At 72.0% G+C, this 22909-nt stretch carries 20 protein-coding genes; 8 read left to right on the top strand and 12 right to left on the bottom strand.

Annotation, left to right across the window (positions count from 1 at the left end):
- Window positions 1–916 precede the first annotated feature (916 nt).
- Window positions 917–1477, bottom strand: coding sequence for a DUF4870 domain-containing protein (locus tag ACWENQ_RS40000; protein WP_452418928.1), 561 nt, complete (start codon window positions 1475–1477; stop codon window positions 917–919).
- Between the two features lie 195 nt (window positions 1478–1672).
- On the opposite strand from ACWENQ_RS40000, the gene ACWENQ_RS39995 reads away from it, so the two are divergent.
- The 5 genes from ACWENQ_RS39995 (at window position 1673) to ACWENQ_RS39975 (ending at window position 8515) form a co-directional block, all read left to right on the top strand.
- Entirely contained in the window at window positions 1673–2014 is a 342-nt protein-coding gene (locus tag ACWENQ_RS39995; protein WP_449931307.1) for a hypothetical protein, read from the top strand.
- A 796-nt stretch (window positions 2015–2810) separates the two neighbouring features.
- Window positions 2811–3248, top strand: a complete 438-nt coding sequence (locus tag ACWENQ_RS39990; RefSeq protein ID WP_452418927.1) for a hypothetical protein — start codon at window positions 2811–2813, stop codon at window positions 3246–3248.
- A 105-nt stretch (window positions 3249–3353) separates the two neighbouring features.
- Window positions 3354–4877 carry an ABC transporter substrate-binding protein gene (locus ACWENQ_RS39985; RefSeq protein ID WP_452418925.1) on the top strand — a complete coding sequence of 508 codons (1524 nt, stop codon included), beginning with the start codon at window positions 3354–3356 and terminating at the stop codon, window positions 4875–4877.
- A gap of 3 nt (window positions 4878–4880) precedes the next feature.
- Window positions 4881–5819, top strand: a complete 939-nt coding sequence (locus ACWENQ_RS39980) for an ABC transporter permease (protein ID WP_452418924.1) — start codon at window positions 4881–4883, stop codon at window positions 5817–5819.
- On the top strand, window positions 5816–8515 hold the full coding sequence (locus tag ACWENQ_RS39975) for a dipeptide ABC transporter ATP-binding protein (protein ID WP_452418923.1): 2700 nt from the start codon (window positions 5816–5818) through the stop codon (window positions 8513–8515). Before ACWENQ_RS39980 ends, ACWENQ_RS39975 begins: the two co-directional genes overlap by 4 nt.
- A gap of 305 nt (window positions 8516–8820) precedes the next feature.
- On the opposite strand, the gene ACWENQ_RS39970 is transcribed toward ACWENQ_RS39975, so the two are convergent.
- The 6 genes from ACWENQ_RS39970 to ACWENQ_RS39945 form a co-directional block, all read right to left on the bottom strand.
- A complete protein-coding gene (locus tag ACWENQ_RS39970; RefSeq protein ID WP_452418921.1) occupies window positions 8821–9915 on the bottom strand; it encodes a DUF4192 domain-containing protein in 1095 nt (364 codons plus the stop codon).
- 315 nt (window positions 9916–10230) lie between these two features.
- On the bottom strand, window positions 10231–10935 hold the full coding sequence (locus ACWENQ_RS39965) for a carbon-nitrogen hydrolase family protein (protein ID WP_452418919.1): 705 nt from the start codon (window positions 10933–10935) through the stop codon (window positions 10231–10233).
- A gap of 97 nt (window positions 10936–11032) precedes the next feature.
- Window positions 11033–11818 (bottom strand): EI24 domain-containing protein, encoded by a 786-nt coding sequence (locus ACWENQ_RS39960; RefSeq protein WP_449931321.1) that lies wholly within the window; start codon window positions 11816–11818, stop codon window positions 11033–11035.
- A 9-nt stretch (window positions 11819–11827) separates the two neighbouring features.
- Window positions 11828–12409, bottom strand: a complete 582-nt coding sequence (locus tag ACWENQ_RS39955) for a Maf family protein (RefSeq protein ID WP_449931323.1) — start codon at window positions 12407–12409, stop codon at window positions 11828–11830.
- A 229-nt stretch (window positions 12410–12638) separates the two neighbouring features.
- Complete coding sequence (gene ftsH / locus ACWENQ_RS39950; protein WP_449931325.1) at window positions 12639–14588, bottom strand: ATP-dependent zinc metalloprotease FtsH; 1950 nt, start codon at window positions 14586–14588, stop codon at window positions 12639–12641.
- Between the two features lie 113 nt (window positions 14589–14701).
- Window positions 14702–15778, bottom strand: a complete 1077-nt coding sequence (locus ACWENQ_RS39945) for a hypothetical protein (protein ID WP_452418917.1) — start codon at window positions 15776–15778, stop codon at window positions 14702–14704.
- Window positions 15779–15825: 47 nt separating this feature from the next.
- Here ACWENQ_RS39945 and ACWENQ_RS39940 point away from each other — a divergent pair, with 47 nt between their 5' ends.
- Window positions 15826–16752, top strand: coding sequence for a DUF3616 domain-containing protein (locus tag ACWENQ_RS39940; RefSeq protein ID WP_449931329.1), 927 nt, complete (start codon window positions 15826–15828; stop codon window positions 16750–16752).
- 24 nt (window positions 16753–16776) lie between these two features.
- Here ACWENQ_RS39940 and ACWENQ_RS39935 read toward each other — a convergent pair whose 3' ends face one another.
- Entirely contained in the window at window positions 16777–17406 is a 630-nt protein-coding gene (locus ACWENQ_RS39935; protein ID WP_354916568.1) for an aminoacyl-tRNA hydrolase, read from the bottom strand.
- The gene (locus tag ACWENQ_RS39930; protein ID WP_452418951.1) at window positions 17348–18670 is read right to left on the bottom strand and encodes an MFS transporter; all 1323 of its coding nucleotides are present in this window, start codon (window positions 18668–18670) and stop codon (window positions 17348–17350) included. Before ACWENQ_RS39930 ends, ACWENQ_RS39935 begins: the two co-directional genes overlap by 59 nt.
- A 63-nt stretch (window positions 18671–18733) precedes the next feature.
- Between ACWENQ_RS39930 and ACWENQ_RS39925 the strand changes: the two genes are divergently transcribed.
- Complete coding sequence (locus tag ACWENQ_RS39925; RefSeq protein ID WP_452418916.1) at window positions 18734–19684, top strand: GlxA family transcriptional regulator; 951 nt, start codon at window positions 18734–18736, stop codon at window positions 19682–19684.
- Window positions 19685–19834: 150 nt separating this feature from the next.
- Here the strand turns inward: ACWENQ_RS39925 and ACWENQ_RS39920 are convergent, their stop codons facing one another.
- A complete protein-coding gene (locus ACWENQ_RS39920) occupies window positions 19835–20350 on the bottom strand; it encodes a hypothetical protein (RefSeq protein WP_452418914.1) in 516 nt (171 codons plus the stop codon).
- Window positions 20351–20387: 37 nt separating this feature from the next.
- Here ACWENQ_RS39920 and ACWENQ_RS39915 point away from each other — a divergent pair, with 37 nt between their 5' ends.
- A complete protein-coding gene (locus tag ACWENQ_RS39915) occupies window positions 20388–20990 on the top strand; it encodes a TetR/AcrR family transcriptional regulator (protein ID WP_452418913.1) in 603 nt (200 codons plus the stop codon).
- Between the two features lie 123 nt (window positions 20991–21113).
- On the opposite strand, the gene ACWENQ_RS39910 is transcribed toward ACWENQ_RS39915, so the two are convergent.
- Window positions 21114–21905 carry an ABC transporter ATP-binding protein gene (locus ACWENQ_RS39910; RefSeq protein WP_452418911.1) on the bottom strand — a complete coding sequence of 264 codons (792 nt, stop codon included), beginning with the start codon at window positions 21903–21905 and terminating at the stop codon, window positions 21114–21116.
- The gene (locus ACWENQ_RS39905; protein WP_449931339.1) at window positions 21902–22909 is read right to left on the bottom strand and encodes a FecCD family ABC transporter permease; all 1008 of its coding nucleotides are present in this window, start codon (window positions 22907–22909) and stop codon (window positions 21902–21904) included. Before ACWENQ_RS39905 ends, ACWENQ_RS39910 begins: the two co-directional genes overlap by 4 nt.

Genomic DNA, 22909 nt, shown 5'->3' with positions numbered 1-22909 from the left:
TCCGGGCCAGGACGACCCCGAGAGGACGTCGCGGCGGTGGCCGCGGTGGACCTGAGGGTCCTTGTCACTCACCCTCACGCGCATGCACGGCGGCCGCCCCTGGTGACCGCGTCTCCGGTCGAGACGACGATCTCGGCGTGGTCGCTCTGGCTCGTACCCGCCTGGCGCGTCAACCAGTTGGCCGACTGTCCACCGTCCCCGCCCGCACGTCCAACGTCGTCCCCCGGGACCCTTCCACGCGCGACGGCCCCCGCGGTCGGACACCCTCACCCGGCCGACAGCCCCGCCCTCGGACACCCCCACCCGGCCGACAGCCCCGCCCTCGGACCCCTCACACACAGAGCTGCCGTGCCCCGTGACACGCCGCCGCCTACGCCTGGCGGCCGTCGGGCTGCTGGGCCTGGCCGTCACGTCACTTCCCCTGGCACATCCGACTGCCCCGCCCCGTGACACCCGCGTCTGACTGCCCCCGTCCGCGTGCATGCTCGACGCCCTCACGCCCCTGGACGTCTCACAGCACTCGGCTGTCTCTCCTCGCGCGCACCCTCCACATGCCGACCGCCCCCAGCGTCCGTGTGACTCGCTCGACACCACCCCGATGGCTCTTACGTCCGGCTGTGCCTTGCTGGGCACCCTCCACACGCCCACTGGCCCGCGTCCACATACGCCCCTGCGTCACTGCGTCCGGCCAGCCGTGTCTCCCCCGTTCACGCTGCACACGCCGACCGCCTCACCCCGAGCGTCCGCATGCTTCCCTGGCGTCACCCCTCATGGTCCTTGCGTCCGGCCGTCCCCCTGGCCACCGGATCGGCCCCGCGTCCATGCCTGGTCCGCGCCGGGTTCAGGGCCGGGTTCAGAGCCGGGTTCAGAGCCGGGTTGAGGGCCGGGTTCAGAGCGGCGCGTCCCTACTGGATCACTACTTCACGAGGCGGACCGTCAGCGGGTAGCGGAAGTCGTTCTCCGCCAGCGAGGACACCCCGCCGACGATCGCCAGGACGAACGCGGCCACCCAGATCACCGGCAGCAGGACGATCCCCACGATCGTGAACGGCAGCAGGAGCGTCGCGCCGAGCAAGGTCAGGTGGAAGTTCAGCGCCTCGACCGCGTGCTGCCGGATGTACGGCGAGGTCTTGCCACCCGCGAGCAGCATGATCAGCGGGCCGATGACGATCAGGCCGGGCAGGGCGAGCAGGTGAGCCGCGGCGCCCCCGAGGCGTTCGTTGCTGTCGGCCGGAACACCGTGCGGTCGGGGCGCCGGACGCGGAACGGCCCTGGTCGGCACGGCGATCGACTGCCAGTGGCGTTGCGGGCCGTACAGCTCGGTCATGATGGGCATGAGGTCGCCATGGGTGCGCGCGGTCATGGCCCGGTCGAGGCGCTCCTCGAACTCGTACTTGTCGAACCGTCCCTCGGCGTACGCGGCTTTGACGTGTTCGACGACATGCTCGCGGTCCTCGTGGGTAACGCGCATCTCCATCGGCGGCACCTTGCCGTGCCCCCTGTATGCCGGCGCTGGGGAATGTGCCGATGCCATGGCTGTCGTGCCTTTCGTCGATGGGCGTTCCGATGCCATCGTGCTCTTCGCGCTTCCAGAGATCCATCGGGAGAAACCCCGATCTCTCCCCGATAACACCCCGACGCAGACGAGCGCCGAACGATATAAAAAGGATCCATGAGATGGCGAGATCGCTACGGCTTGCGGCGCTGGCGGGGAAACAAGGTCGCGAAGTTCGACCGTGAAGCGACCGACGCCGATATCGAGGCGCTCATCGCTTTCGCCAAGTCTCGGCGCGGGGTGGAATTCTTCGTCGAACCCGAGACTTTCGCCACCGACACGACCGCTGTCGCCATCGCCGATGACGGCGAGTGGACCCGGCGCCGGGTGGGCTCGCCGCAGGTGATCCGCAAGGTGGCGCGTGACCTGGCGCTGCCCGTGTACGACGTCCAGCTGACCGGATACCCGCCCCGCATGCGGGCCTACAACGAGCGCCGCAAGCGCGAAGACCTGGACTGACGCCGTCCGGTGCACACCGCTCCGAGCGGTGGCTGACGCAGGCGCCTACCGGCGCCACGCCGCACCACAAACTGACGCATGCACGGACCAGTACGACACCGCACCACAAACTGACGCATGAGCGGACCAGCGCCACGCCGCCCCACAAGCTGACGCGTTCGTGGACCAGCGCCACGCCGCACCACAAGCTACGCGAACCAGCGCCACGCCCAACCACAAGCTGACACATACGCAGACCAGTGCCACCCTGCGCCACGGGCTGACGCATACGCGGACCAGTGCCACGCCGCACCACGAGCCGACGTAACCTACCGGATGCCGCTCCCGCTGCCGGATCGGCTGACAGAGCCCTTCTGATGGCGCCGGTCCGAGCCCGGGCCGGCCCGACCGCTCGTCGGCGTCGCGCCCGCGCCGGGTGAACTTCCATGCCGCCGGCCGCATCGAGGGTCGCTCCCCGGTAGGCCCGGACCCCGAACCATGCTGCCGGGGATGGCGATCCTGTAAGCCGGCGTGTACGGCTCGCCGCCGAACGGCCGGTCCCGTCCCTGCGCACGCCGGGCACCCAGAGGGTCCGCGCCGCGAAGGCACTGCCGATCCCCAGGTCCGGCCCGGCCCCGATCTCCGGCCATGAACACCTCCTCTCACGCTGACCCCACCTGCCCGTGAAGGGTCCCCTCGCGACGCCCGAAGCTCGACCCCCCCCGCGGCATCGTGCCGGCCAGCGCCCATCGCCGCATCTCCCATCGTGAGACCCTCTTGGCGCGAGGTCCTCGCGTGGCATTTGAGGACTCCTCCCGTGGCATCGGGGTCGGCAGCCATCCGGACATGGCAGGGCGTGCGGCGGGCACCGCCGGTGGCCGTCGCCGTCGCCGTCGCCGTGACCGTGACCGTGACCGTCGCCGTGACCGTGACCGTGACCGTCGCCGTGACCGTGACCGTGACCGTCGCCGTGACCGTGACCGTGACCGTCGCCGTGGCCGTGACCGTGCCCGTCGCCGTGACCGTCGCCGTGGCCGTGCCCGTGACCGTGGCCGTGCCCGTGCCCGTCGCCGTGCCCGTGCCCGTCGCCGTGACCGTGGCCGTGCCCGTGCCCGTCGCCGTGACCGTGACCGTCGCCGTGACCGTGACCGTCGTCGGTGTGCCGGTCTCGTCGAGGGGCGTGCCGTACGGGGCTACGGGGGCCAGGACGACGCCGCCTACCACCGCATCGGCCCGCCCGTGCTGCCACGCATGAGAACTCCACGTTACGAAGGGGTTGCGATCATCATGCCTCAGGGTGTTAAAAGACTACCAACTGATAGGTAGTTTTTGTTCGACGTCCTCACCCCCAGGGGGATCCATGCCGGTTTCCAGGCGCACGGCCGCCATCGCCGCCCTCACCGCCCTCACCCTCCTTGGCACGGCCTGTTCGGGCGGCGGTTCGGCCACCGCGCCCGCCGGCGAACGTGTGCTGACCCTGTCCGCCGCCGCCGACGTGTCGAGCTGGGACCCCGCCATGGGTGCGGGCGGCAACTCGGTTCTCTACCTGCAGGCCGTCTACTCCTCGCTCACGACCCTCAACCCCGACCTGACGATCACGCCCGGGCTGGCCACCGGCTGGACGTACGACAAGGGCAAGACCACGCTCACCATGAAGCTCCGCGCCGACGTCGTCTTCTCCGACGGCTCGAAGCTCGACGCCGCCGCCGTGAAGGCGAACCTCGACCGGGGTCGCGCCACCACCGGCCCCACCCAGTCAGCGCTGGCCTCGATCTCGTCCGTCGACGTCACCGACCCGGCCGAGATCGTGCTGAAGCTCAACAAGCCCGACCCCGGCCTGCTGTTCAACCTGAGCCTGGTGCCCGGCATGATCGCCAGCCCGAAGGCGTTCGCCACGCTCAAGACCCAGCCGATCGGCAGCGGGCCGTACCTGCTCGACCTCGCCGCGACTACGCGCGGCTCCTCCTACACCTTCACGCGCAATCCGACGTACAAGCTTCCCATCACGTACGGCTTCGACAAGCTGCAGGTCAAGGCGCTGCCCGACACCAACGCCATGCTCACGGCGGCCACCAGCGGCCAGGTCGACTCGGGCGGCATCCCCATGTCGGGGCTGAAAGCCGCGAAGGCGGCGGGCCTGCAGTTCAAGGAGATGACCGGGCTCATCCTCGGCATGTGGATGGTCGACCGTGCGGGCAAGCTCGCCCCGCCGCTGGCGAAGGTGAAGGTCAGGCAGGCCATCAACTACGGCCTCGACGCCGAGGGCATCCTCAGGTCGGTCGGCGGCGGGTCCGGCAAGCGGACGACGCAGATGTTCGCGGCGGGCTCCCCTGCCTTCGTCGAGGCGCTCAACTCGAGGTACCCCTACGACCCGGCGAAGGCGAAGCGGCTGCTGGCCGAGGCCGGATACCCGAACGGCTTCACGCTCACGATGCCCAGCGAGAACGCCTACGTGCCGACTCTCTACCCGGTCGTCGCCCAGCAGCTCGCCCAGATCGGGATCAAGGTCGTCTACAAGCCGGTGTCCACCAACCTGATCACCCAGCAGTACCTGGCGGGCACCTACCCGGCGTTCATGTACACCTACACCGCCACCCAGAACTGGATCGACGCCTCCCTGTTCCTCGCGGCGGGCGGGGTGTTCAACCCCTTCCACGTCGACGATCCGGCGATCTCGAAGCTGATGCGGCGGATCTCCGTCGCCGACGAGGCCGAGCAGGCGGCGCTGTTCAAGGAGCTGAACACCTACGTCGTCGAGCAGGCCTGGTTCGCCCCGCTGTACTCCTCGACGAGCCTGCTGGTCTGGGACAAGAGCAAGGTGAAGATCGACGTGCCCGACACCCAGCTCTTCGTCTTCCTCCGCGACTACCAGCCGGCGGTCTGACCGATGCGCGCGCTGCTGGTGCGCCGGCTGGTCGCGGCGGGAGTCCTGCTCGTCGTGATCACCGCGCTGACCTTCGTCCTCACCAGCCTGGTGCCCGACCCCACGCGACAACTGGTCGGCGTGACGGCCACCGCCGAGCAGTTGCTGGCCAAGCGCCACGAGCTGGGGCTGCACCGGCCGGTGGGCGAGCGCTACCTGGCCTGGCTCGGCGCCGCCGCCCGCGGGGACCTCGGGGTGTCGTGGTTCACCGGCGTGCCCGTGACCGACACGATCGTGGCGAGACTGCCGATCACCGCGTCGCTGGCCGTGCTGGCCACGCTGGTCTCGGCGATCCTCGGCATCACGTACGGCATGCTCGCCGCCATCCGCGGCGGCTGGGTGGACAGGACGGTCCAGGTGCTGGCGAGCCTCGGCTTCGCCGTACCGGGCATGTGGATCGCGCTGCTGCTCGTCATCGTGTTCGCGGTGAACCTGCCATGGCTGCCGGCCACCGGTTACGTGCCGATCAGCCAGGGCCCCGTGCAGTGGATCAGGTCGCTGGTCCTGCCGGTCACCGCCATCGCGATCGGGTCGGTGGCGGCGATCGCGGCGCAGACCCGCAGCGCGGTGGCGACCGTCCTCGCGCAGGACTACGTGCGCACACTGCGCAGCCGCGGGCTGCCGCGCAGGCGGTTGCTGTTGCGGCACGTGCTGCGCAACGCGGCGCCGACCGCGCTGACGGTCGTCAGCCTGCAGTTCATCGGCCTGTTCGGCGGTGCGATCGTGGTCGAGCAGGTCTTCGCGATCCAAGGTCTCGGCAGCCTCGCTTCCGCCAGCTCCAGTAGGTCGGACATTCCCGTCGTGCTCGGTGTCGTCGTGGTCGGCGTCGTCGTCGTGCTCGCCGTCAACCTGGTCGTCGACCTGCTGGTCGGCTGGCTCGACCCGAGGGTGAGGACTCGATGAGGCGCCTGCTGCGCCGGCCCGGCGCGCTGCTGTCGGCCGCCTTCCTGCTGCTGGTCTGCGTGGCCGCGGCGGCGGCCGACCTGCTCGCCCCCTACACCGCCGATTTCGTGGACCTGCCCGCCGTGCTCGCCCCGCCGAGCGGCGCGCATCCGATGGGCGGCGACGGCTCCGGCAGGGACGTGCTGAGCCGGCTGCTGTTCGGCGCCCGCGACACGCTGATCGGGGCGCTGCTGGCCACCGCCGTCGCGCTCGTGGCCGGTGTGACGGCGGGCATGTTCGCCGGGTACTTCGCGCGCTGGGTGGACGCCGTGGCCAGTTGGGTCTTCAGCCTGATGATGGCGCTGCCGGCCATCATCGTGGTGCTGGCGTTCGTCGCCGTGGTCGGGCCCGGGCTGGTGAGGATGATGGCCTTCGTCGGGTTCCTGGCGTCCCCTTCCATCTATCGGCTGGTGCGTGCCGTCACCCAGCGGGTGCGGGGCGAGCTCTACATCGACGCGGCCAAGGTGTCCGGCCTGTCGCATCTGCGTATCGTGCGCCGGCACGTGCTGTCGGTGGTCAGGTCGGCCGTCGTCGTGCAGGCGCCCCTGCTGTTCGGCGCGGCGATCCTGATCCAGGCGGGCATCGACTTCCTCGGCCTCGGCGAGCCGGGCGCGGCGAGCTGGGGCGCCATGCTGAACGACGCCGCGACCAACGTGTTCACCGCGCCGTGGTTGTCGATCTGGCCGGGGGCGGCCATCGCGCTCACCGTCCTGGCGGTCAACCTGCTCGGCAACGCCGTACGGGACGACTTGGAACCGCCCCAGCCGCGCGCCGCCGCGCCCCGGACCTCGGCGCCGCCCGCTCCTTCCGTGGACGCCCTGCTGACGGTCACCGACCTGACCGTCGCTCACGGGCCGGTCACGGTCGTCGACCGGGTCTCGCTGGCGGTACGGCCGGGCGAGGTGCTCGGGCTGGTCGGCGAGTCGGGGTCGGGAAAGACACAGACCGTGCTGGCCGCTCTCGGACTGCTGCCGGGCACGGGACGGATCACCGCCGGCGGAGTCGTGTTCGATGGCGCCGAGCTGACCGGAATGCCGGAGCGGGCGCTCAACCGGCTCAGGGGCAGGCGCATCGGGTACGTGTCGCAGGAGCCCATGTCGAACCTGGACCCGAGCTTCCGGGTCGGCAGCCAGCTCATCGAGCCGATCGTCGTCCACCTGGGGCTGTCGAGGCGTGAGGCGAGGCAACGCGCGCTCTCCCTGCTGGCCAGGGTGGGCATCGCGGACCCGGCGCGGATATACCGGTCCTTCCCGCACGAGATCTCCGGTGGTACGGCGCAGCGGGTGCTGATCGCGGCCGCCGTGTCGTGCGATCCCGACCTGCTGATCGCCGACGAGCCGACGACCGCGCTGGACGTCACCGTGCAGGCGGAGGTGCTCGACCTGCTGAGGTCCTTGCAGCGGGAGCGCGGGATGGCGGTGCTGATCGTCACCCATGATCTCGGCGTGGTGGCGGACATGTGCGACCGGGTGGCGGTCATGCGGAACGGGCGGCTGGTGGAGACGGCTCCGGTCGGCCGGCTGTTCGCGGCGCCCGCCGAGCCGTACACGGCGGCGCTGCTGGCCGCCAACCCGCACAACGCGGCTCCCCGGCGGCCACGTTTGGGGCTGGTCAGCGGGCCGGGCCGGGCGCTGGAGCTTGGACGTTCCGGCGCCGGTGACGGCGCGGACGCCGGTCGCGGGGACGCGACGCTCGCCGGCGCCGTGAACGGGATCCGGCAAGCCGGCCGGCCGCAGGTGGCCGCCGAACCAGAGGACGCATTCCGGGCTGAGAGCGGGGACGTCGTCCCGTCCGGCGGGTTCGCCCGGCCGCGGGTGATCGAAGGGCCGCGAAACGCGACTGCCCCGTTGCTCGAGGTGGACCGATTGTGCGTGGACTTCCCGCAGCGGGGCCGGCGCACCCCGCCCCTGCGGGTGTTGCGCGAGGTGAGCCTCGCCCTCACCGCGGGAGAGACGCTCGGCCTGGTCGGCGAGTCGGGATCGGGGAAGACCACGCTCGGCAGGGCCGTGCTGGGCTTGGCACCCGTCACCTCCGGAAGCATCCGGTTCGACGGGCGTCCGCTCGCCCCGCGCCGGGCCAGGGCGAGGGATGTGCAGGCGGTGTTCCAGGACCCGTACAGCTCGCTGAACCCGGCCATGCGCATCCACGACATCCTGGTCGAACCGTTGCTCGTGACCGCGGAACACACCGCCGCCGACGCGGACAAGCGCATCAGAAGCCTGCTCGACAGGGTCGGACTGCCGGCGGGCACCGGCGAGCGGCGCGCCCGCGAACTGTCCGGCGGCCAGCGCCAGCGGGTGGCCATCGCCCGCGCGCTGGCGCTGGGCCCGAGGCTGATCATCTGCGACGAGCCGGTCAGCGCGCTCGATGTCTCCACCCAGGCGCAGGTGCTCGATCTGCTCGTCGAGATCCAGCGGGACACCGGCGTCGCGTACCTGTTCATCTCCCATGACCTGGCCGTGGTGCGGCACATCAGCGACCGTGTGGCGGTGATGTCGCAGGGCCGGATCGTGGAGATCGGGGATGCCGAGCAGGTGACGACGGACCCCCGCGACCCGTACACGCGGCGGCTGCTGCTGTCGGCGCTCGTACCCGATCCGGAGGAGCAGGCCGCCAGGCGCGCGGCGCGGCTGGCGATGTTCCCGAGCTCGACGTGAGGTGACAGCGACCAGCCACTGCCCGATCCAGGCGGAAGGTGACGACCGGCGACGTCTCCCGGCTCGACGTGCGGAGACGACGGCGAGGCGCGGCACGAACCAGAGGGACGGTGACGGACGGGGATCGGGGACGATGACGTCGGCGTCCTCGATCCGCCGGAGGGCGACCTCTTCGGTCGTCGGGCGGGCCACGCGTTCGGCGGCCGGCCGTTCCACCCCTGAAGGCCGACGATCACGGTGAGCGTGCGCCCGGTGGGCGGGTGACGTCGCCGGAACCGGCCCGGGCGGCACGGAATGCGCGCGCCTCAACGGAGGCTGTCGTCCTTCTCGTCGAGGATCGCGGTCAGGGGAAGCAGCCAGCTCGCGTGAGGGGCGCCCATGGCGGCGTCGAGCTCGGCGGGACTGGGCATGCGGTCGCGCAGCGTGGTCGGCGAGAGCAGATGCTGGAGCGCGTGCATGAGGAGGTTGGCCATCGAGTAGCAGGGGTCGACGGCCAGAGCGCGTTCGAGGGCGATGGTCGCCAGGACGCAGTCGTCGCCGTGCCAGGCGGACATCGCCAGCAGGGATGCCGCCGGTGGGACGAAGCGCGGCTCGAGGCGCCGGGTGAGATCCCTCCACAGCGCGAGGTGGGCGGGTCGTGAGGCTTCGTCGATCAGGGTCCACGCCTCGTCTCGCACCCTGATCAGGGACAGGTCGAGGCCCAGGCGGGCGGCTTCGTCGTCGTCGACTCTCCCTCCTCTCGCGGTGGTCTCGATGGCGGCGCGCACCCGGGCCAGGCCGTCGGCGACGAACCGGTGGGCGAAGTGGTCGGCGTCGGGGGCGGTGGCCATGGCGGCGCGGAAGGCGGCGACCGCCCCGGCCGTGGCGCGGCGCATCGACAGCCGCACCGGGCCGGCGTGTGGCGCGATCGTCGCTTCCAAGGTGGCTCGGTCAGGAAGGGCGACCATGCCGTGCACGGTCGCTTCGGCGGCTATCGGACTGGTGGAGACGTCGTACGGCGTGCCGTCCAGGGGACAGCAGTCGGTCAGGTCGCACACGTAGGACCAGTAGCGCCCCTCGTGGGCGCGCAGGACCTCGCACGGGGTGACGCCGCACCACTGGGCGACGGAACGGAGCTGGTCGACGGCCGGGGTGACGTGGGCGCCCGTGCCGTAGCCGACGGCGACGAGATGGGTGATCGACTCTCGGGCGAACAGTCCGGTGAGGGGGCGGAGCGAGCCCGGCGGGAGCGGCAGGTTCCAGCGCGCGCAGACACGCATCTCGCCCTGGCCGACTCTGCCCGACATCCCGATGACGACCAGGCTGTCGGTGGGATGGAAGCCGACGATGTACGGCACGGCGGCAAGGATGTCGGCGGGGGTGGTCAGGGTGAGTGCGGGTGCGGTGACGTCGGTGCTCATGGGGCACGAGGGTGCCGGGCCAGGGGCGGGGACTTTTCGGGCGAGCGCGATTCTGTGGATGACGGGCGGACGTGCCGGTGGTCTGTGGATGAGGCGCGGGCGTGCCCGAAAGCCGTGGATGACGGGCGGACGTGCCGGTGGTCTGTGGATCAGGGGCGGACGTGCCGGTGGTCTGTGGATCAGGGGCGGGCGTGCCCGAAAGCCGTGGATGACGGGCGGACGTGCCGGCGGTCTGTGGATGGAGCGGCCAGGGGCTCACGTGGATGAAGAGCGGTGCCCGGTCGAGGCTCCCGAAGGTGTCGGGCGGGCTGCAGGTCAGGTCAGGGTGGCGCGGACGAGAGCGCCCTGCTCAGGGCCTGCCTGGGCGATCACGGTGCCGCCGGCGGACCAGATGCCCGACCGGCCCGCGGCCGCCGCGAACCCTTCACCCGACGACCCGGCGAAGCTCGCCACCGCGACCCACACCCCGTGCTCGGTGGCGATGCGCCGGGCGCGCTCGTCCTGGACCGCCGTGTCCTCGCGGTGCTCCAGGACGCCCCCGACGTAGGCGTCCATCCCCAGCGCGGCGGTGTCCGCCGCGTGCTGGGCAACGCCCGTGTCCTTGCAGATCGCCAGGCCGAGCCGCCAGCCGTCGACCTCGAGCACGGCGGGCTTGTCGCCGGGGGCGAACCGTCCGGCCTCGGTGGTGGACAGCCACAGCTTGCGGTACGCCACCACGACCCCGGTGCCGTCCACGGCCAGCGTCGAGATGTGCGGTCGGCCCGCCTCGCCCTGGACGGGCGCGCCGGCGAGGGCGATGGAACCGGTCTCGGCACAGGCCTCGACCACAGGCGCCAGACGCGGGTCGTCGGTCCCGATGGCGGCGGCGTCGAGGTGGTAGCCGGTCAGGGAGAGCTCGGGAAAGACCACCACGCGGGCGCCGGCGGCGCGGATCGCCGCCGCGTGCGTCACCGCGTTCGCCGTCACGTCGTACGGCACGCATTCCGGCTGAGCGACGGCGATGACCAGCGGTGCGCGCATCCAGACTCCCCCAAGGCCGATACCGAGGCACTGATGAGGAGCGATCGTACGGTGGCCGCGTTTCCTCCGCGTTTCCGGAAGCAGCGGCGACAGGGGCTCATGGCGCGTGCGGCGCGGGAGGGGCGGCAGGCCGGGCAGGCTCGGCGGGAAGCGGCACGAGACGGCTGCGGACCATCAGCGCGGCGCCCGCCACCGCCGCCGGCATGGCCAGGACCGCCACGAACGGCACCAGGAAGATCAGGAAGACCACCACGCCGAACCCCAGCGCGGGCGCCTTGTTCGCGCGCAGCACGCCGAAGCGGGCACGCCGGTTCATGCCGCGCCGTTCCATGGCCAGCGAGGTCAGCTCGACCGTCAGGAAGAATCCGGACACCAGGGCGCCCAGCACGGGCACCACCGTCTGCCCGACCACCGGCACGAACCCGAGGAAGAACAGCGGGATCGTGAACATCAGCGCATACAGCAGGGTGACCAGGCTGTCGCGGATCGAGCGTGGGATCGACCGCCACCACGGCACGTCGTCGGCCCCGTGCAGGGGGTCGACCTTCTCCGAGAGCTTCTCGTAGAACGGCTCCCCGATGGCCAGCGTGAGCGCGGTGAAGGTCAGCACGGCCAGCGCCAGGCCGCCGATGAACAGCAGCACCGCCAGCGCTCCCCTGAGGAAGTCACGCCACCCGGCGGCCCATCCGTCGGCGAACGGTGTCAGGAAGTCGGCGATCCCCGTGGCGTTGTTGCCGAGGTAGACCAGCGCGGCGACGTAGATCACGAACGCGATCAGTGCGGGAACGAGCCCGAAACCCCACCACTTGCCGTTCTTGGCGACCCATCTGAGCCCCTGGAAGAAGAACCCGACGCCACCGGCGAACTCACGCATTGATCGCATGGGGAGAAACTAGCGCCAGAAGTCGGTCACCGCGTAGCCGAGTTCGGCGAACAGCTCGCGTACGAGCGGCAGGGAGATGCCCAGCACGTTGCCGTGGTCGCCCTCGATGCCCTCGACGAACCAGCCGCCCAGCCCGTCGAGGGTGAAGGCGCCGGCCACGTGGAGCGGCTCGCCGCTGGCGACGTAGGCGGCGATCTCGGCCTCGGACGGCGTGCCGAACCGCACCACCGTGGAGGCCACCTCGGCGGCCTGCCGTCCCGTGGCGACGTCGATCACGCAGTGGCCGGTCAGCAGGCGGCCGGTCCTGCCGCGCAGCATCCGCCAGCGCGTCAGCGCCTCCTCAGCGGTGCCCGGCTTCCCGTACGGCCGGCCGTCGAGCTCCAGGATGGAGTCGCAGCCGATGACCAGGCCCTCGGTGAGGCCGTCGGCGACCGCCGAGGCCTTGGCGACGGCCAGCTTCAGCGGCAGGTCGGCGGGGAGCACCGCGGTGAACGCCTCCTCGTCGACCCCGCTCACGATCACCTTGGGATCGAGCCCGGCGCTGCGGAGCAGGGCGAGGCGGGCGGGGGAGGCTGACGCAAGCACGATCACCCGGTCAGTTTATCCGGGCTCCGTCCCCTGTCTGCCCGAACGCCCCTGCAGGTCCGCAAACGCACGAACCCGAACCTCCGCGGGACCAAGCACCCAGACCGAGGCCGTCTCGTCCACCACATCCACGCGCCGGGTCGACCCGGGCGTCACGCCGGAAGCCCGGCCAGACCCCGCCTCGAGGCGGGCGAGGACGTCGGCCGCGTGACGCCCCCGCCTGCCCCTCGGCGCGTCACAGGTGCGGCGTGGGCTCGATGGCGGGCCGGTTGGCGCGCGGCAGCCCCGCCGCGGCGTACGCGTCGGCCTCGTCCAGCGTCTCCTGCTCCAGCAGGGCCACGACGATCGCCTCCAGCCGGTCCCTGTTCTCGGTCAGCACCCGGACCGCCGCCTCGTAGCACTCGTCCACGATCCGCCGCACCTCCTCGTCCAGGGTGGCGAGCGTGTGCGGGGCGGCCTGCGGCTGGCCCTCGTTGGGCAGGATCGTCAGCGGGCCGATCCGCTCCGACATGCCCCACCTGCCGACCATGCCACGCGCGATCATGGTGACCTGCTCGAGGTCGTTCTCCGCGCCGGTGGTGATCACGCCGTAGATGACCTGCTCGGCCGCCATGCCGCCGAGCGCGCCGATGATGCGCCCCCTCAGGTACTTCTCGTCGTAGGCGTAGCGGTCGGTGTCGGGTGTGGACAGGGTGACGCCGAGCGCCCTGCCACGCGGGATGATCGAGATCTTCCTGACCGGGTCGGCGCCCGGCTGGAGCATGCCGAGCAGCGCGTGTCCCGCCTCGTGGTAGGCGGTCCTGGTGCGCTCCTCCTCCGGCATGACGATCGAGCGGGCGGCCCCGAGCTGCAGCTTCTCCAGCGCGTCGGCGAAGTCGGCGGCCGAGACCTTCTCCTTGCCGCGCTTGGCGGCCAGCAGCGCCGCCTCGTTGACGAGGTTGGCCAGGTCGGCGCCGGTCATGCCGGGCGAGGTCTTGGCCAGCTGCTGCAGGCTGACGTCGCCGTCGAGCGGCACGCTCCTGGTGTGGACCTGCAGGATGGCCACCCTGCCGGCCGCGTCGGGCGGCGAGACCATGACCGTGCGGTCGAACCGTCCGGGACGCAGCAGCGCGGGGTCGAGCACCTCGGGCCTGTTGGTCGCGCCGATCACGATGACGCCCTCGGCGCCGGAGAAGCCGTCCATCTCGGTGAGGATCTGGTTGAGCGTCTGCTCGCGCTCGTCGTGCCCGCCGAGGCCGCTGGCCCCGCCGCGGGCGCGGCCGATCGCGTCGATCTCGTCGATGAAGATGATCGAGGGGGCGACCTTGCGGGCCTCCTCGAACAGGTCGCGCACCCGGGAGGCGCCGACGCCGACGATCATCTCGATGAACTCCGACGCGCTGGCGGAGAAGAACGGCACGTTGGCCTCGCCGGCGACGGCGCGGGCCAGGAGGGTCTTGCCGGTTCCGGGCGGGCCCGCGAGCAGGACGCCCTTGGGCAGCTTGGCGCCGAGACGGCGGTACTTGTCCGGGTCCTTCAGGTAGTCGACGACCTCGACGAGCTCGTTCTCCACCTCGTCGATGCCGGCCACGTCCTCGAACGTGACCCGGATCTTGTCGCTCTCGATCGGCTTGGCCGCCTTGGACCTGCCGAGGCCGCCGAGGCCGCCGCCGCCCATCATGCCGGGGCCGCGGCGCATGACCCAGATCCACAGGGCCGCCAGGACGGCGATCGGCAGCAGCGACAGCAGCAGGTTGATGAGGAAGCCACGGCTGCCCGTGCTGATGGGCTCGGCCTTGATCTCCACGCCCGACGTGGTCAGCTGCTGGAAGAGCTGCTCGTCGTTGGCGAACACCGGGATCTCGGTGACGAACTTGGTGTAGGTCTTGTTGGAGCTGTCGGGGTCGGTCGCGGGCTTCTTGAGGTCTCCGGTGACGGAGTAGCCCTGCGCGTAGACCTCCTTGACGTTCCCGCCCGTCACCTGCTTGGTGAACTGGCTGTAGGAGATCGTCTCCACCTGGCCCTCGTCGAAGAACGACGAGATCAGGAAAAAGCCCGCGTAGACCACCAGCAACGTGACGACGAAACGCCACCAGTTGATTTTGGGTCGCCCGCCCGAGCCCCCCTTGGGCAGGCCCTCGGCACGCCAGGGCTTGGGCTGCTCCTTGTTCGGCTCCTTCTTCGGCAAGCTCGAACGCTCAGCCACGGCGTCACTCCCCCAAAAAAAATCGCCGTATCGTCGGTCGCTCAACAATAAGAAACGCGCGCCACTGACCGAGCCGTACGGTTTCAACGGTCTGGGCGCACGTTTCTCGTTCGTCAGCCTAGAACACGAACTCCCGACATGACGCGACGGATATCGGCCCATCTCTTCTTCTGGGTGTCGGGGATCGTGACGAACACCAGCGCGGGCCTGGCCTTGCCGGTGTCGAGCACGGCGACCGCCGCGACCGAGGCGCGCTTGCCGTACTTGACCTGGTAGTAGAGCGTCCAGCCCTTCTTGATCGGCTGGGCGCCGAGCCAGCGGATCACCGACCCCTTGGGGTGGTGGTTCAGCGTCCAGCGGGCGGCCAGCAGGGCGGTGTCGCGCAGCCGTTCCTGCGCCTCGATCGGCACGGGGCAGCTGACCAGCATCGCCCTCGGGCCGGCGCCCGCCTTGGGCAGCACCTGCCTGGAGGTGAAGGGCGCGGCGCCGTACCTCTTCCAGGGGGCGCGCAGGCGGGGCACCGACACGCCCGTCTTGGTGTCCTTGATCACGCCCATGGTCGCGACGGGCTTGCCGGTGAGCGCGCGCAGCCGGATACGGCCGGGCAGCTTCGGCACCCTGCGGTCGGCGGCCAGCGCCTCGAGCGCGGTGTATCCGGGGGCGATGGAGGCGCCGGGGCTCGGCGTCGCGGACGCGACGGGCGCCGCCACCGCCGACGGCACCACCGAGGGCGCCCCGGACGGCACCGCCGTAGCGGCCCCGGACGGCACGGGGGCGACGGCCGAGGGCGCTGTCGAAGGCGCCGTCGAAGGCGCGCCCGAGAAACCGGCCACGGTGGCCGCCGGCGAGGCGGCAGGGGAAGCGGTCGCCGGCGCGTCCGTGGATCCGGGCGAAGCAGCCGCCGAGGAGCCGGGAGTGGAAGCCGCCGAGGCGGGCGGCGAGGGGGCGGACGAGGACGGTACGGCCGGCGGCGCGGCGACCGGCCGGGCGGCGCCCTCGTCCGCGCCTCCTGACAGCGCGATGGCGAGCCCGCCGGCCACGAGCACGGCCAGCGCGGCCACGACGGCCAGCACCTGGTAGACCACCCGCATCCGCAGGTCGCCCAGGCGGCTGCGCCTGAGCGGAGAGCCCGCGGGCCTCGCCTGATATTTCACCTGAGGCCCCGCGGCCCCACTCTCCCCATCGAGCACGATCGGGAGCGTACGACATATCGCGGGATTGCGTGTAGAAAGCACGAATGGTGGAACTTCGATTTGACCAGGCGTCACGCGCCGCGCAGACGCACACGAACCTGTCCGCGGTGCGCGTCGACGGGACGGGCCTGTGGGTCGCGGGCGACGAGACCGCCACCATCGAGCGACTGACCTGGACAGGCGCCTGCTACGACCACGAGCGCACGTTCCACCTGGCCGACTACGTCGATCTGCCGGCGGGCAGGGACGACGAGGCCGACATCGAGGGCATCGCGGTGGCCGACGGCCGGCTGTGGGCGGTCGGCTCGCACAGCCTCAAGCGCAGGAAGGCCAAGCCGTCCGACCCGGCCAAGGTGGCCAGGCGCCTGGCCACCGTGGTCCGCGAGCCGAACAGGTACATCCTGGTACGGCTCCCGCTGGAGGGGCCCGACGCGGTGGGCAAGGGCGCCATCCTGACCGGGCTGGACGACGTGCTGGCCCAGGACCCGCATCTGGGCCCGTTCACCGCCGTCCCCGGCAAGGACAACGGGCTGGACGTCGAGGGCATCGCGGTGGTCGGCGAGCGGGTCTTCCTCGGGCTGCGCGGACCGGTGCTGCGGGGCTGGGCGGTCCTGCTGGAGATCGACGTGCGCGAGCACCGGCCGGACCGGCTGCGGCTGAAGGGCTATCGCAAGCACTTCCTGGACCTGGGCGGGCTCGGCGTGCGCGACCTGTGTCCAGACGGCGACGGCTCCCTGCTGGTGCTGGCCGGTCCCACCATGAGCCTGGACGGGCCGGTCAGCGTCATGCGGTGGGACGGGGAGGGGCAGCAGCCGGCGTTCGTGACCGACCTGCCGTACGGGGTGGGGTGCGACCACCCGGAGGGGCTGGCCGCGCTCGGCGACGGCAGGTTCATGGTCGTCTACGACAGCCCAGCGCCCGAGCGGCTCACCCCTGAGGGCGGGGTGCTGGCCGACGTCATCACGATCTGAGCCACAGCCTGGACCGGCCCGGGTTCACGACCTGACCCGCAGCCACGGCACGTCGGCCACGAACGTGCACGACCCCGGCGCGATCTCGGTGAACCCCGCGTCGCGCACGACGGGCAGCCCGCTGCCGGCCAGGGCGTCGAAGTCGGCGGCCGGCCGTACCGACACGCGCAGGCCCTGGGCGCGCCAGGCCGCCCGCTGCTCGGGGGAGCTGGCCCACCAGGCCAGCTGGGCGGCATGGCCCGCCTGCGCCATCGCCTTACCCGCCGACATCTCCAGCGCGGGGTTCTCCCACAGCACCGGCGGCTCGGCGGGGCCCGGCCCGTCGGAGTCGGCCAGCTCGGTGCCGCCGACCTGCAGCCTGGCCAGGTCCTTCGGCCAGTCGTCCAGCGGGACGGGCGGGTAGACGCGCACCTGCGCAGTGCGGTGCTCGATCATGCGGCCGGGCAGCGCCAGCGCCCTGCGCCATTCGGCGCCGCGCGCCCTGCGCACCACCTTGCGGATCCGGCCGGTCGACTGCCAGGCCTCCAGTTCCCCTGACCACTCGCCGGGGTCGGCGAGCAGGTCGAGCACGGCCATGGCGGTCGCTTCGAGCGCGTCAGTGCGCTCGGGAGGGGTGGCCCGTTCGATCCTGACCACCAGCGGGAGCACCATCATGGGCTCCAGCATGCCGTATGGCGGGCAGCGCGGCTCGCGACGAGATGGCCACGGACATGGCCGCCGCCACGAGGCACAGCGCGCCGGCGACGTACCAGGCCAGGTCGTAGGCGCCCAGGTGGTCGCGGGTCAGGCCGGCGCCGACCGCCGCGATGGCGGCTCCCACCTGGTGGGAGGCGAACACCCAGCCGAACACGACGGCGCCGTCCGCGCCGTAGATCCGCCGGCACAGCGCCACCGTGGGCGGTACGGTCGCCACCCAGTCCAGGCCGTAGAAGACCACGAACAGCAGCATGCTCGGCTCGGTCGTGGCGGCGAACAGGCCGGGCAGCACCATGAGCGACAGGCCGCGCAGCCCGTAGTAGACGCCGAGCAGCATCTTCGGGTCGACCTTGTCGCTCAGCCAGCCGGAGGCGACGGTGCCGACGACGTCGAAGACGCCGACGAGGGCGAGCAGCCCGGCCGCGGTGGCCTGGGGCATGCCGTGGTCGTGCGCGGCGGGGATGAAGTGGGTGCCGACCAGCCCGTTGGTGCTGGCGCCGCAGATGGCGAAACCGCCGGCCAGGAACCAGAAGGCGCGCGTGCCGGCCGCCGAGCGCAGCACGGTCAGTGCCCTGACCGCGGCGTTGACCTTCGGCGGTTCGGGCCGGACGGCGGTGGCGGCGCCGAGCGCGGTGGTGCCCACGTCGGCGGGGTGGTCGCGCAGGAACACCCACACCAGGGGCACGACCAGCAGCGCCGAGCCGGTGACCGTGAGGGAGGCGACCCGCCAGCCCGGACCCTCGGCCAGCCAGGCGAGGACGGGGAGGAAGACGAGCTGTCCCGTCGCTCCCGCGGCGGTCAGGATGCCGGTGACGACGCCGCGGTGCCGGACGAACCAGCGGTCGGTCACCGTGGCCACGAACACCAGCGCCATGGATCCGGTGCCGAGGCCGACCAGCAGGCCCCAGCAGAGCACGAGCTGCCAGCTGGCTTCCATGAGGACGGTCAGGCCGCTGCCGAGGGCGACCAGGGTGAGCGCGGCGGAGACGACCCTGCGCATGCCGAAGCGGTCCATGAGGGCGGCGGCGAAGGGCGCGGTCAGGCCGTACAGGATGAGGTTGAGGGAGACGGCGAGCGAGATCTCGCCGCTGGACCAGCCGAACTCCTCGTGGAGCGGGGTGATCAGGACGCCGGGGGTGGCGCGGAACCCTGCGGCGCCGATGATCGCCACGAAGGCGACCGCCGCCACCAGCCACGCGCGGTGCACTTTCATGCCGCCCATCATCCACAGTCACTGGAATCAGCCGTGAGTGGCCGGAAAGCCAATATGTGAAAGAATCGGGCCATGGCCCATCGCGTCGCCGTGCTCGTCCTGGACGACTTCGCCCCGCTCGACCTGGGCATCCCCGGCCAGGTCTTCTGGGCCGCGCGTGACCGCGACGGCAGCCATCTGTACGAGGTGGTGACCTGCTCGCTCGACCGGGCGCCGGTCAGGACGAACGCGGGCTACAGCGTGCTGCCCGACCACGACCTCGACATCCTCGACAGCGCCGACACCGTGCTGGTGCCCGGCGTCCACGGCGGGCCCACGATGCGCTCGGGCACGATCCCGCCCGCGATCGCCGCGGCCCTCCAGAACCGTCCGCGGGTGATGTCGATCTGCACGGGGGCGTTCGTGCTGGCGGCGGCCGGGCTGCTCGACGGGCGGCCCGCGACCACGCACTGGATGAACGCCGACCGCTTCCGCGCCCTCTTCCCGAAGGTGCGACTCGACCCTGACGTCCTGTTCGTCGACGACGGCGACGTGCTCACCTCCGCCGGCGTCGCCTCCGGGCTCGACCTGTGCCTGCACGTGATCCGCCGCGACCACGGCAGCGAGGTGGCCAACAGGACGGCCCGCCGCTGCGTGATGCCCCCATGGCGGGAGGGCGGCCAGGCGCAGTTCGTGGACCGGCCGCTTCCCCAGCCGTCCGGCAACGGCACCGCCGCGACCAGGGGCTGGATGCTCGAGCGACTGGAGGACCCCCTCGACCTGGCCACCCTGGCCGCGCACGCCCGGATGAGCGTGCGCTCCTTCACCAGGCGCTTCCGCGAGGAGACCGGCCTGAGCCCGGCCAGGTGGCTGGCCCACCAGCGGGTCGAACACGCCCGCCACCTGCTGGAGACCACCGATCTGGCGGTGGCCGAGGTCGCCAGGCGCGCCGGCTTCGGCACCGCGGTCTCGCTGCGCCAGCACCTGCACTCCGCCGTGGGCGTGTCCCCGTTGGCCTACCGGCAGACGTTCAGACAGCCCTAGTGGCGATACTTCGCAAGAAGACCCCGCCACGACAATCCCGGGGTCGACGCGGCGACCTGCCGACCCGGCGACGCGACCCTCCCCTGGCCCCCTTGACGGGAGCTGGCCTCGCTCATCGGGGTCTGACCTCGCTCACCGGGAAGTGGCCGCTCATCGGGGAGTGGATCGCGAAGGCGTCCTCGTCGACGTGGCGGCGCCCCGCGTGCTCTCACTCGCGTACGGCACGCCGATCACGCGGGCGCGGACCGCCGTCACCAACGCCTCCCCCGCCAGCCCCACCCCCATCGACAGCTGGATCGGCCGGGCCTGGGCGGGCACGCCGTACCGGGCGGCCAGCATGCCCACGCCGAGACCGGCGGCCGCCGAGACGACCCACACGACCAGGGTGCGCCAGGTGTAGCGCTGGCACAGCACGCCGTCGCGCTCGAACAGCGCGGTCGTCGCGGCGCGGAGCGCGCCGAAGCCGAGAGCGACCAGGCCGCCGGCGACGAGCCAGAGCACGTCGACCGGCCTCAGCGCGACCTTGGACAGCGCGTGAATCCCGATGCCGGTCAGGACCAGGGGCGGAACGTAGACGTCGCGCGCGTTCAGCGGCTCGCCGATCAGGCGCCGGACCACGACGTAGCCGACCAGTCCCACGATCAGCAGAGTATTTAGCATGGTCATGCTAAATAAATTAGCAGAGGCGTGCTATAACGGCAACGTGCCGAAAATCGTCGATCCCGAGGCCCGCCGCGAAGAGGTCGTGGAAGCCGTCTTCCGCGTCGTGCGCCGCCACGGCCTCGAGCAGGCCTCGCTCCGCAACGTGGCCGAGGAGGCGGGCCTGGCCATCGGCTCGGTCCGGCACTACTTCGCCGGGCACACCGAGCTGATGGTCTTCGCCATGCAGGCCATGGCCGAGCGGGTGGAACGGCGCCTGCTCGAGCACGTCGAGCGGCTGGCTGCCGCCACCGACCGCATGCCCGTCGCCGAGTCGATGCTGGCCGAGCTGCTCCCCCTCGACGAGCGGCGGCGCGACGAGGCCACGATCTGGCTCGCGTTCGCGACCGCCGCGCGCACCCGCCCCGAGCTGCGCCCGCACGCCGAGGAGGCCTTCGACGGCATGCGCCGCCTGGTGCGCAGGGTGCTGGACGGCGCCCGCGCGCTCGGCCGCCTGCGCGAGGACGCCGACCTGGAGGTGGAGACCGACCGGCTGTGCGCGCTCATCGACGGGCTGACCGTGCAGGCGGTCCTGCACCCCGACCGCGTGGACGCCGGCACCATGACGCGCGCGCTGCGCGCCCACCTGGCGAGTCTGACCCGCTGATCCGGGGCGCGGAGCGGGCGACCCCGCTCCGCGCCCTCCCTGGGAACGCACCCACTCGGCGCCCTCGCCAGGAACGCACGCTCTCGGCGCCCTCCGTGGGAACGCAGCCGCTCCGCGCCCTCCCTAGGAACGCACCCGCTCCGCGCGCTCGGCGCGCGCGAGGTCGACGGCCAGCGGACTGGCCGCGTAGGTGATGCGCGCGACACCGTCGGGATGCGCGGCCACCTCCCCGACCACGCCGAAGACCTCGCTCAGCACACCGGGCGTCAGCGCGTCGAGCGGAGACCCCGCCGCGGCCACGCGCCCGTCGCACAGCACGACGAGCGCGTCACAGCTGCGCACCGCGAGGTCCAGGTCGTGCAGGACGGCGAGCGTGGTGACGCCGAGCTCCCGCACCAGCGCCAGCAGCTCGAACCTGGCCCTGATGTCGAGATGGTTGGTCGGCTCGTCGAGCACGAGCAGCACCGGGTGCTGCGCCAGCGCCTTGGCCAGCAGCACCCGCTGGCGCTCCCCGCCCGACAGCGCGCCGAACGGCCTGCCCGCCAGCGCGAACGTCCCCGTGCGCCGCATCGCCTCCTGGACCGGCGCGCGCCCGTCGCCCTTGTGCGGCGTCCGGCCCAGCTCCACCACCTCCGCGACCGTCATGCCCGCCGGGATGGTGTTGTCCTGGAGCACGGCGGCGGTACGTAGGGCCGACTCGCGCGCCGACATCGCCCACACGTCGGCCTCGCCCAGCCGTACCGCGCCGCGGTGCGGGCGCAGCGACCGGTAGACGGTCCGCAGCAGCGTGGACTTGCCGCTGCCGTTGGGCCCGACCAGGCCCACGATCGTGCCCTGCCCCACCTCGACGGACACGCCGCGCAACACGGGAGTGCTGTCGAGCGTCACGGCGACCTCGTCGACGACCAGCCTCATGACGCCGCCACCTGCCGGTCGCGGCGCAGCAGCCACAGGAAGAACGGCGCGCCGAAGACCGCCGTGAGAATGCCGAGCGGCAGCTCGTTCGGCGCGTCGACGGTCCTGGACAGCAGGTCGACCAGCACCAGGTAGGCCGCGCCGACCAGCGCCGAGACGGGCACGACCCTGCGGTGGTCGGTGCCGAAGCACAGCCTGACCACGTGCGGGATCATGAGGCCGACGAAGCCGATGCCGCCCGCGACCGCGATGACCGCCCCCACCAGCAGCGAGGAGGCGGCCAGCAGGCCCGCGCGGGCGCGCCGTACGTCGAGGCCGAGCGCGGTGGCCGACTCCTCGCCCGTGACCAGGGCGTTGAGGCGCCTGCCGTACAGGGTGAGGACCAGCCCGCAGCAGGCCACCAGCGCGGCCAGCGGGCCGAGCTGGTCCCACTGGGCGCCGGCCACGCTGCCCAGCATCCAGAACATCACCGCGCCGAGCTCGTTCGGCGTCGCCTGGAGCTGGATGTAGCTGGTGACGGCAAGCAGGACGTAGCCGACCGCCACGCCCGCCAGCACCAGCCGCGTCGGGGTGAGCCTGCCGCGTTGCTGGCCGAGCAGGAACACCAGCACGGCGGCGCCCAGCGCGCCCACGAAGGCCGCCGAGGAGACGCCGAGGCCGCCGGCCGCGCCGGCGCCGAACGTGATCACCAGGACGGCGCCGACCGAGGCGCCCGACGAGACGCCGACCACCTGCGGGTCGGCGAGCGGGTTGCCGGCCAGCGCCTGCAACACCACGCCCGCGGCCGACAGGCCTGCTCCGGCGAGCGCCGCCAGCAGCACCCTGGGCAGGCGGTACTCCCAGATGATCTGGTCCTGGATCGGGTCACCGCCGGTGCCGGCGGTCAGGATGTTCCAGGTGTCGGCGATCGGCACGTTCACCGAGCCGATGCCGACCGCCACCACCATGGCGACGGCCAGCGTGACCGTGAGGACGACCACGCTGGGCAGCAGAGGCAGGCGCAT

This window comes from Nonomuraea sp. NPDC004354 (genome assembly GCF_053602555.1).
The sequence above is the reverse complement of the archived record's forward strand: the minus strand, read 5'-3'. Positions and strand labels throughout refer to the sequence as shown.

Coding starts and splice junctions, on each gene's coding strand:
- ACWENQ_RS40000 (WP_452418928.1), bottom strand. CDS start 1,477: ATGGAGATGCGCGTTACCCACGAGGACCGCGAGCATGTCGTCGAACAC.
- ACWENQ_RS39995 (WP_449931307.1), top strand. CDS start 1,673: ATGAGATGGCGAGATCGCTACGGCTTGCGGCGCTGGCGGGGAAACAAG.
- ACWENQ_RS39985 (WP_452418925.1), top strand. CDS start 3,354: ATGCCGGTTTCCAGGCGCACGGCCGCCATCGCCGCCCTCACCGCCCTC.
- ACWENQ_RS39980 (WP_452418924.1), top strand. CDS start 4,881: ATGCGCGCGCTGCTGGTGCGCCGGCTGGTCGCGGCGGGAGTCCTGCTC.
- ACWENQ_RS39975 (WP_452418923.1), top strand. CDS start 5,816: ATGAGGCGCCTGCTGCGCCGGCCCGGCGCGCTGCTGTCGGCCGCCTTC.
- ACWENQ_RS39970 (WP_452418921.1), bottom strand. CDS start 9,915: ATGAGCACCGACGTCACCGCACCCGCACTCACCCTGACCACCCCCGCC.
- ACWENQ_RS39965 (WP_452418919.1), bottom strand. CDS start 10,935: ATGCGCGCACCGCTGGTCATCGCCGTCGCTCAGCCGGAATGCGTGCCG.
- ACWENQ_RS39960 (WP_449931321.1), bottom strand. CDS start 11,818: ATGCGATCAATGCGTGAGTTCGCCGGTGGCGTCGGGTTCTTCTTCCAG.
- ACWENQ_RS39940 (WP_449931329.1), top strand. CDS start 15,826: ATGGTGGAACTTCGATTTGACCAGGCGTCACGCGCCGCGCAGACGCAC.
- ACWENQ_RS39935 (WP_354916568.1), bottom strand. CDS start 17,406: ATGATGGTGCTCCCGCTGGTGGTCAGGATCGAACGGGCCACCCCTCCC.
- ACWENQ_RS39930 (WP_452418951.1), bottom strand. CDS start 18,670: ATGGGCGGCATGAAAGTGCACCGCGCGTGGCTGGTGGCGGCGGTCGCC.
- ACWENQ_RS39925 (WP_452418916.1), top strand. CDS start 18,734: ATGGCCCATCGCGTCGCCGTGCTCGTCCTGGACGACTTCGCCCCGCTC.
- ACWENQ_RS39920 (WP_452418914.1), bottom strand. CDS start 20,350: ATGACCATGCTAAATACTCTGCTGATCGTGGGACTGGTCGGCTACGTC.
- ACWENQ_RS39910 (WP_452418911.1), bottom strand. CDS start 21,905: ATGAGGCTGGTCGTCGACGAGGTCGCCGTGACGCTCGACAGCACTCCC.
- ACWENQ_RS39905 (WP_449931339.1), bottom strand. CDS start 22,909: ATGCGCCTGCCTCTGCTGCCCAGCGTGGTCGTCCTCACGGTCACGCTG.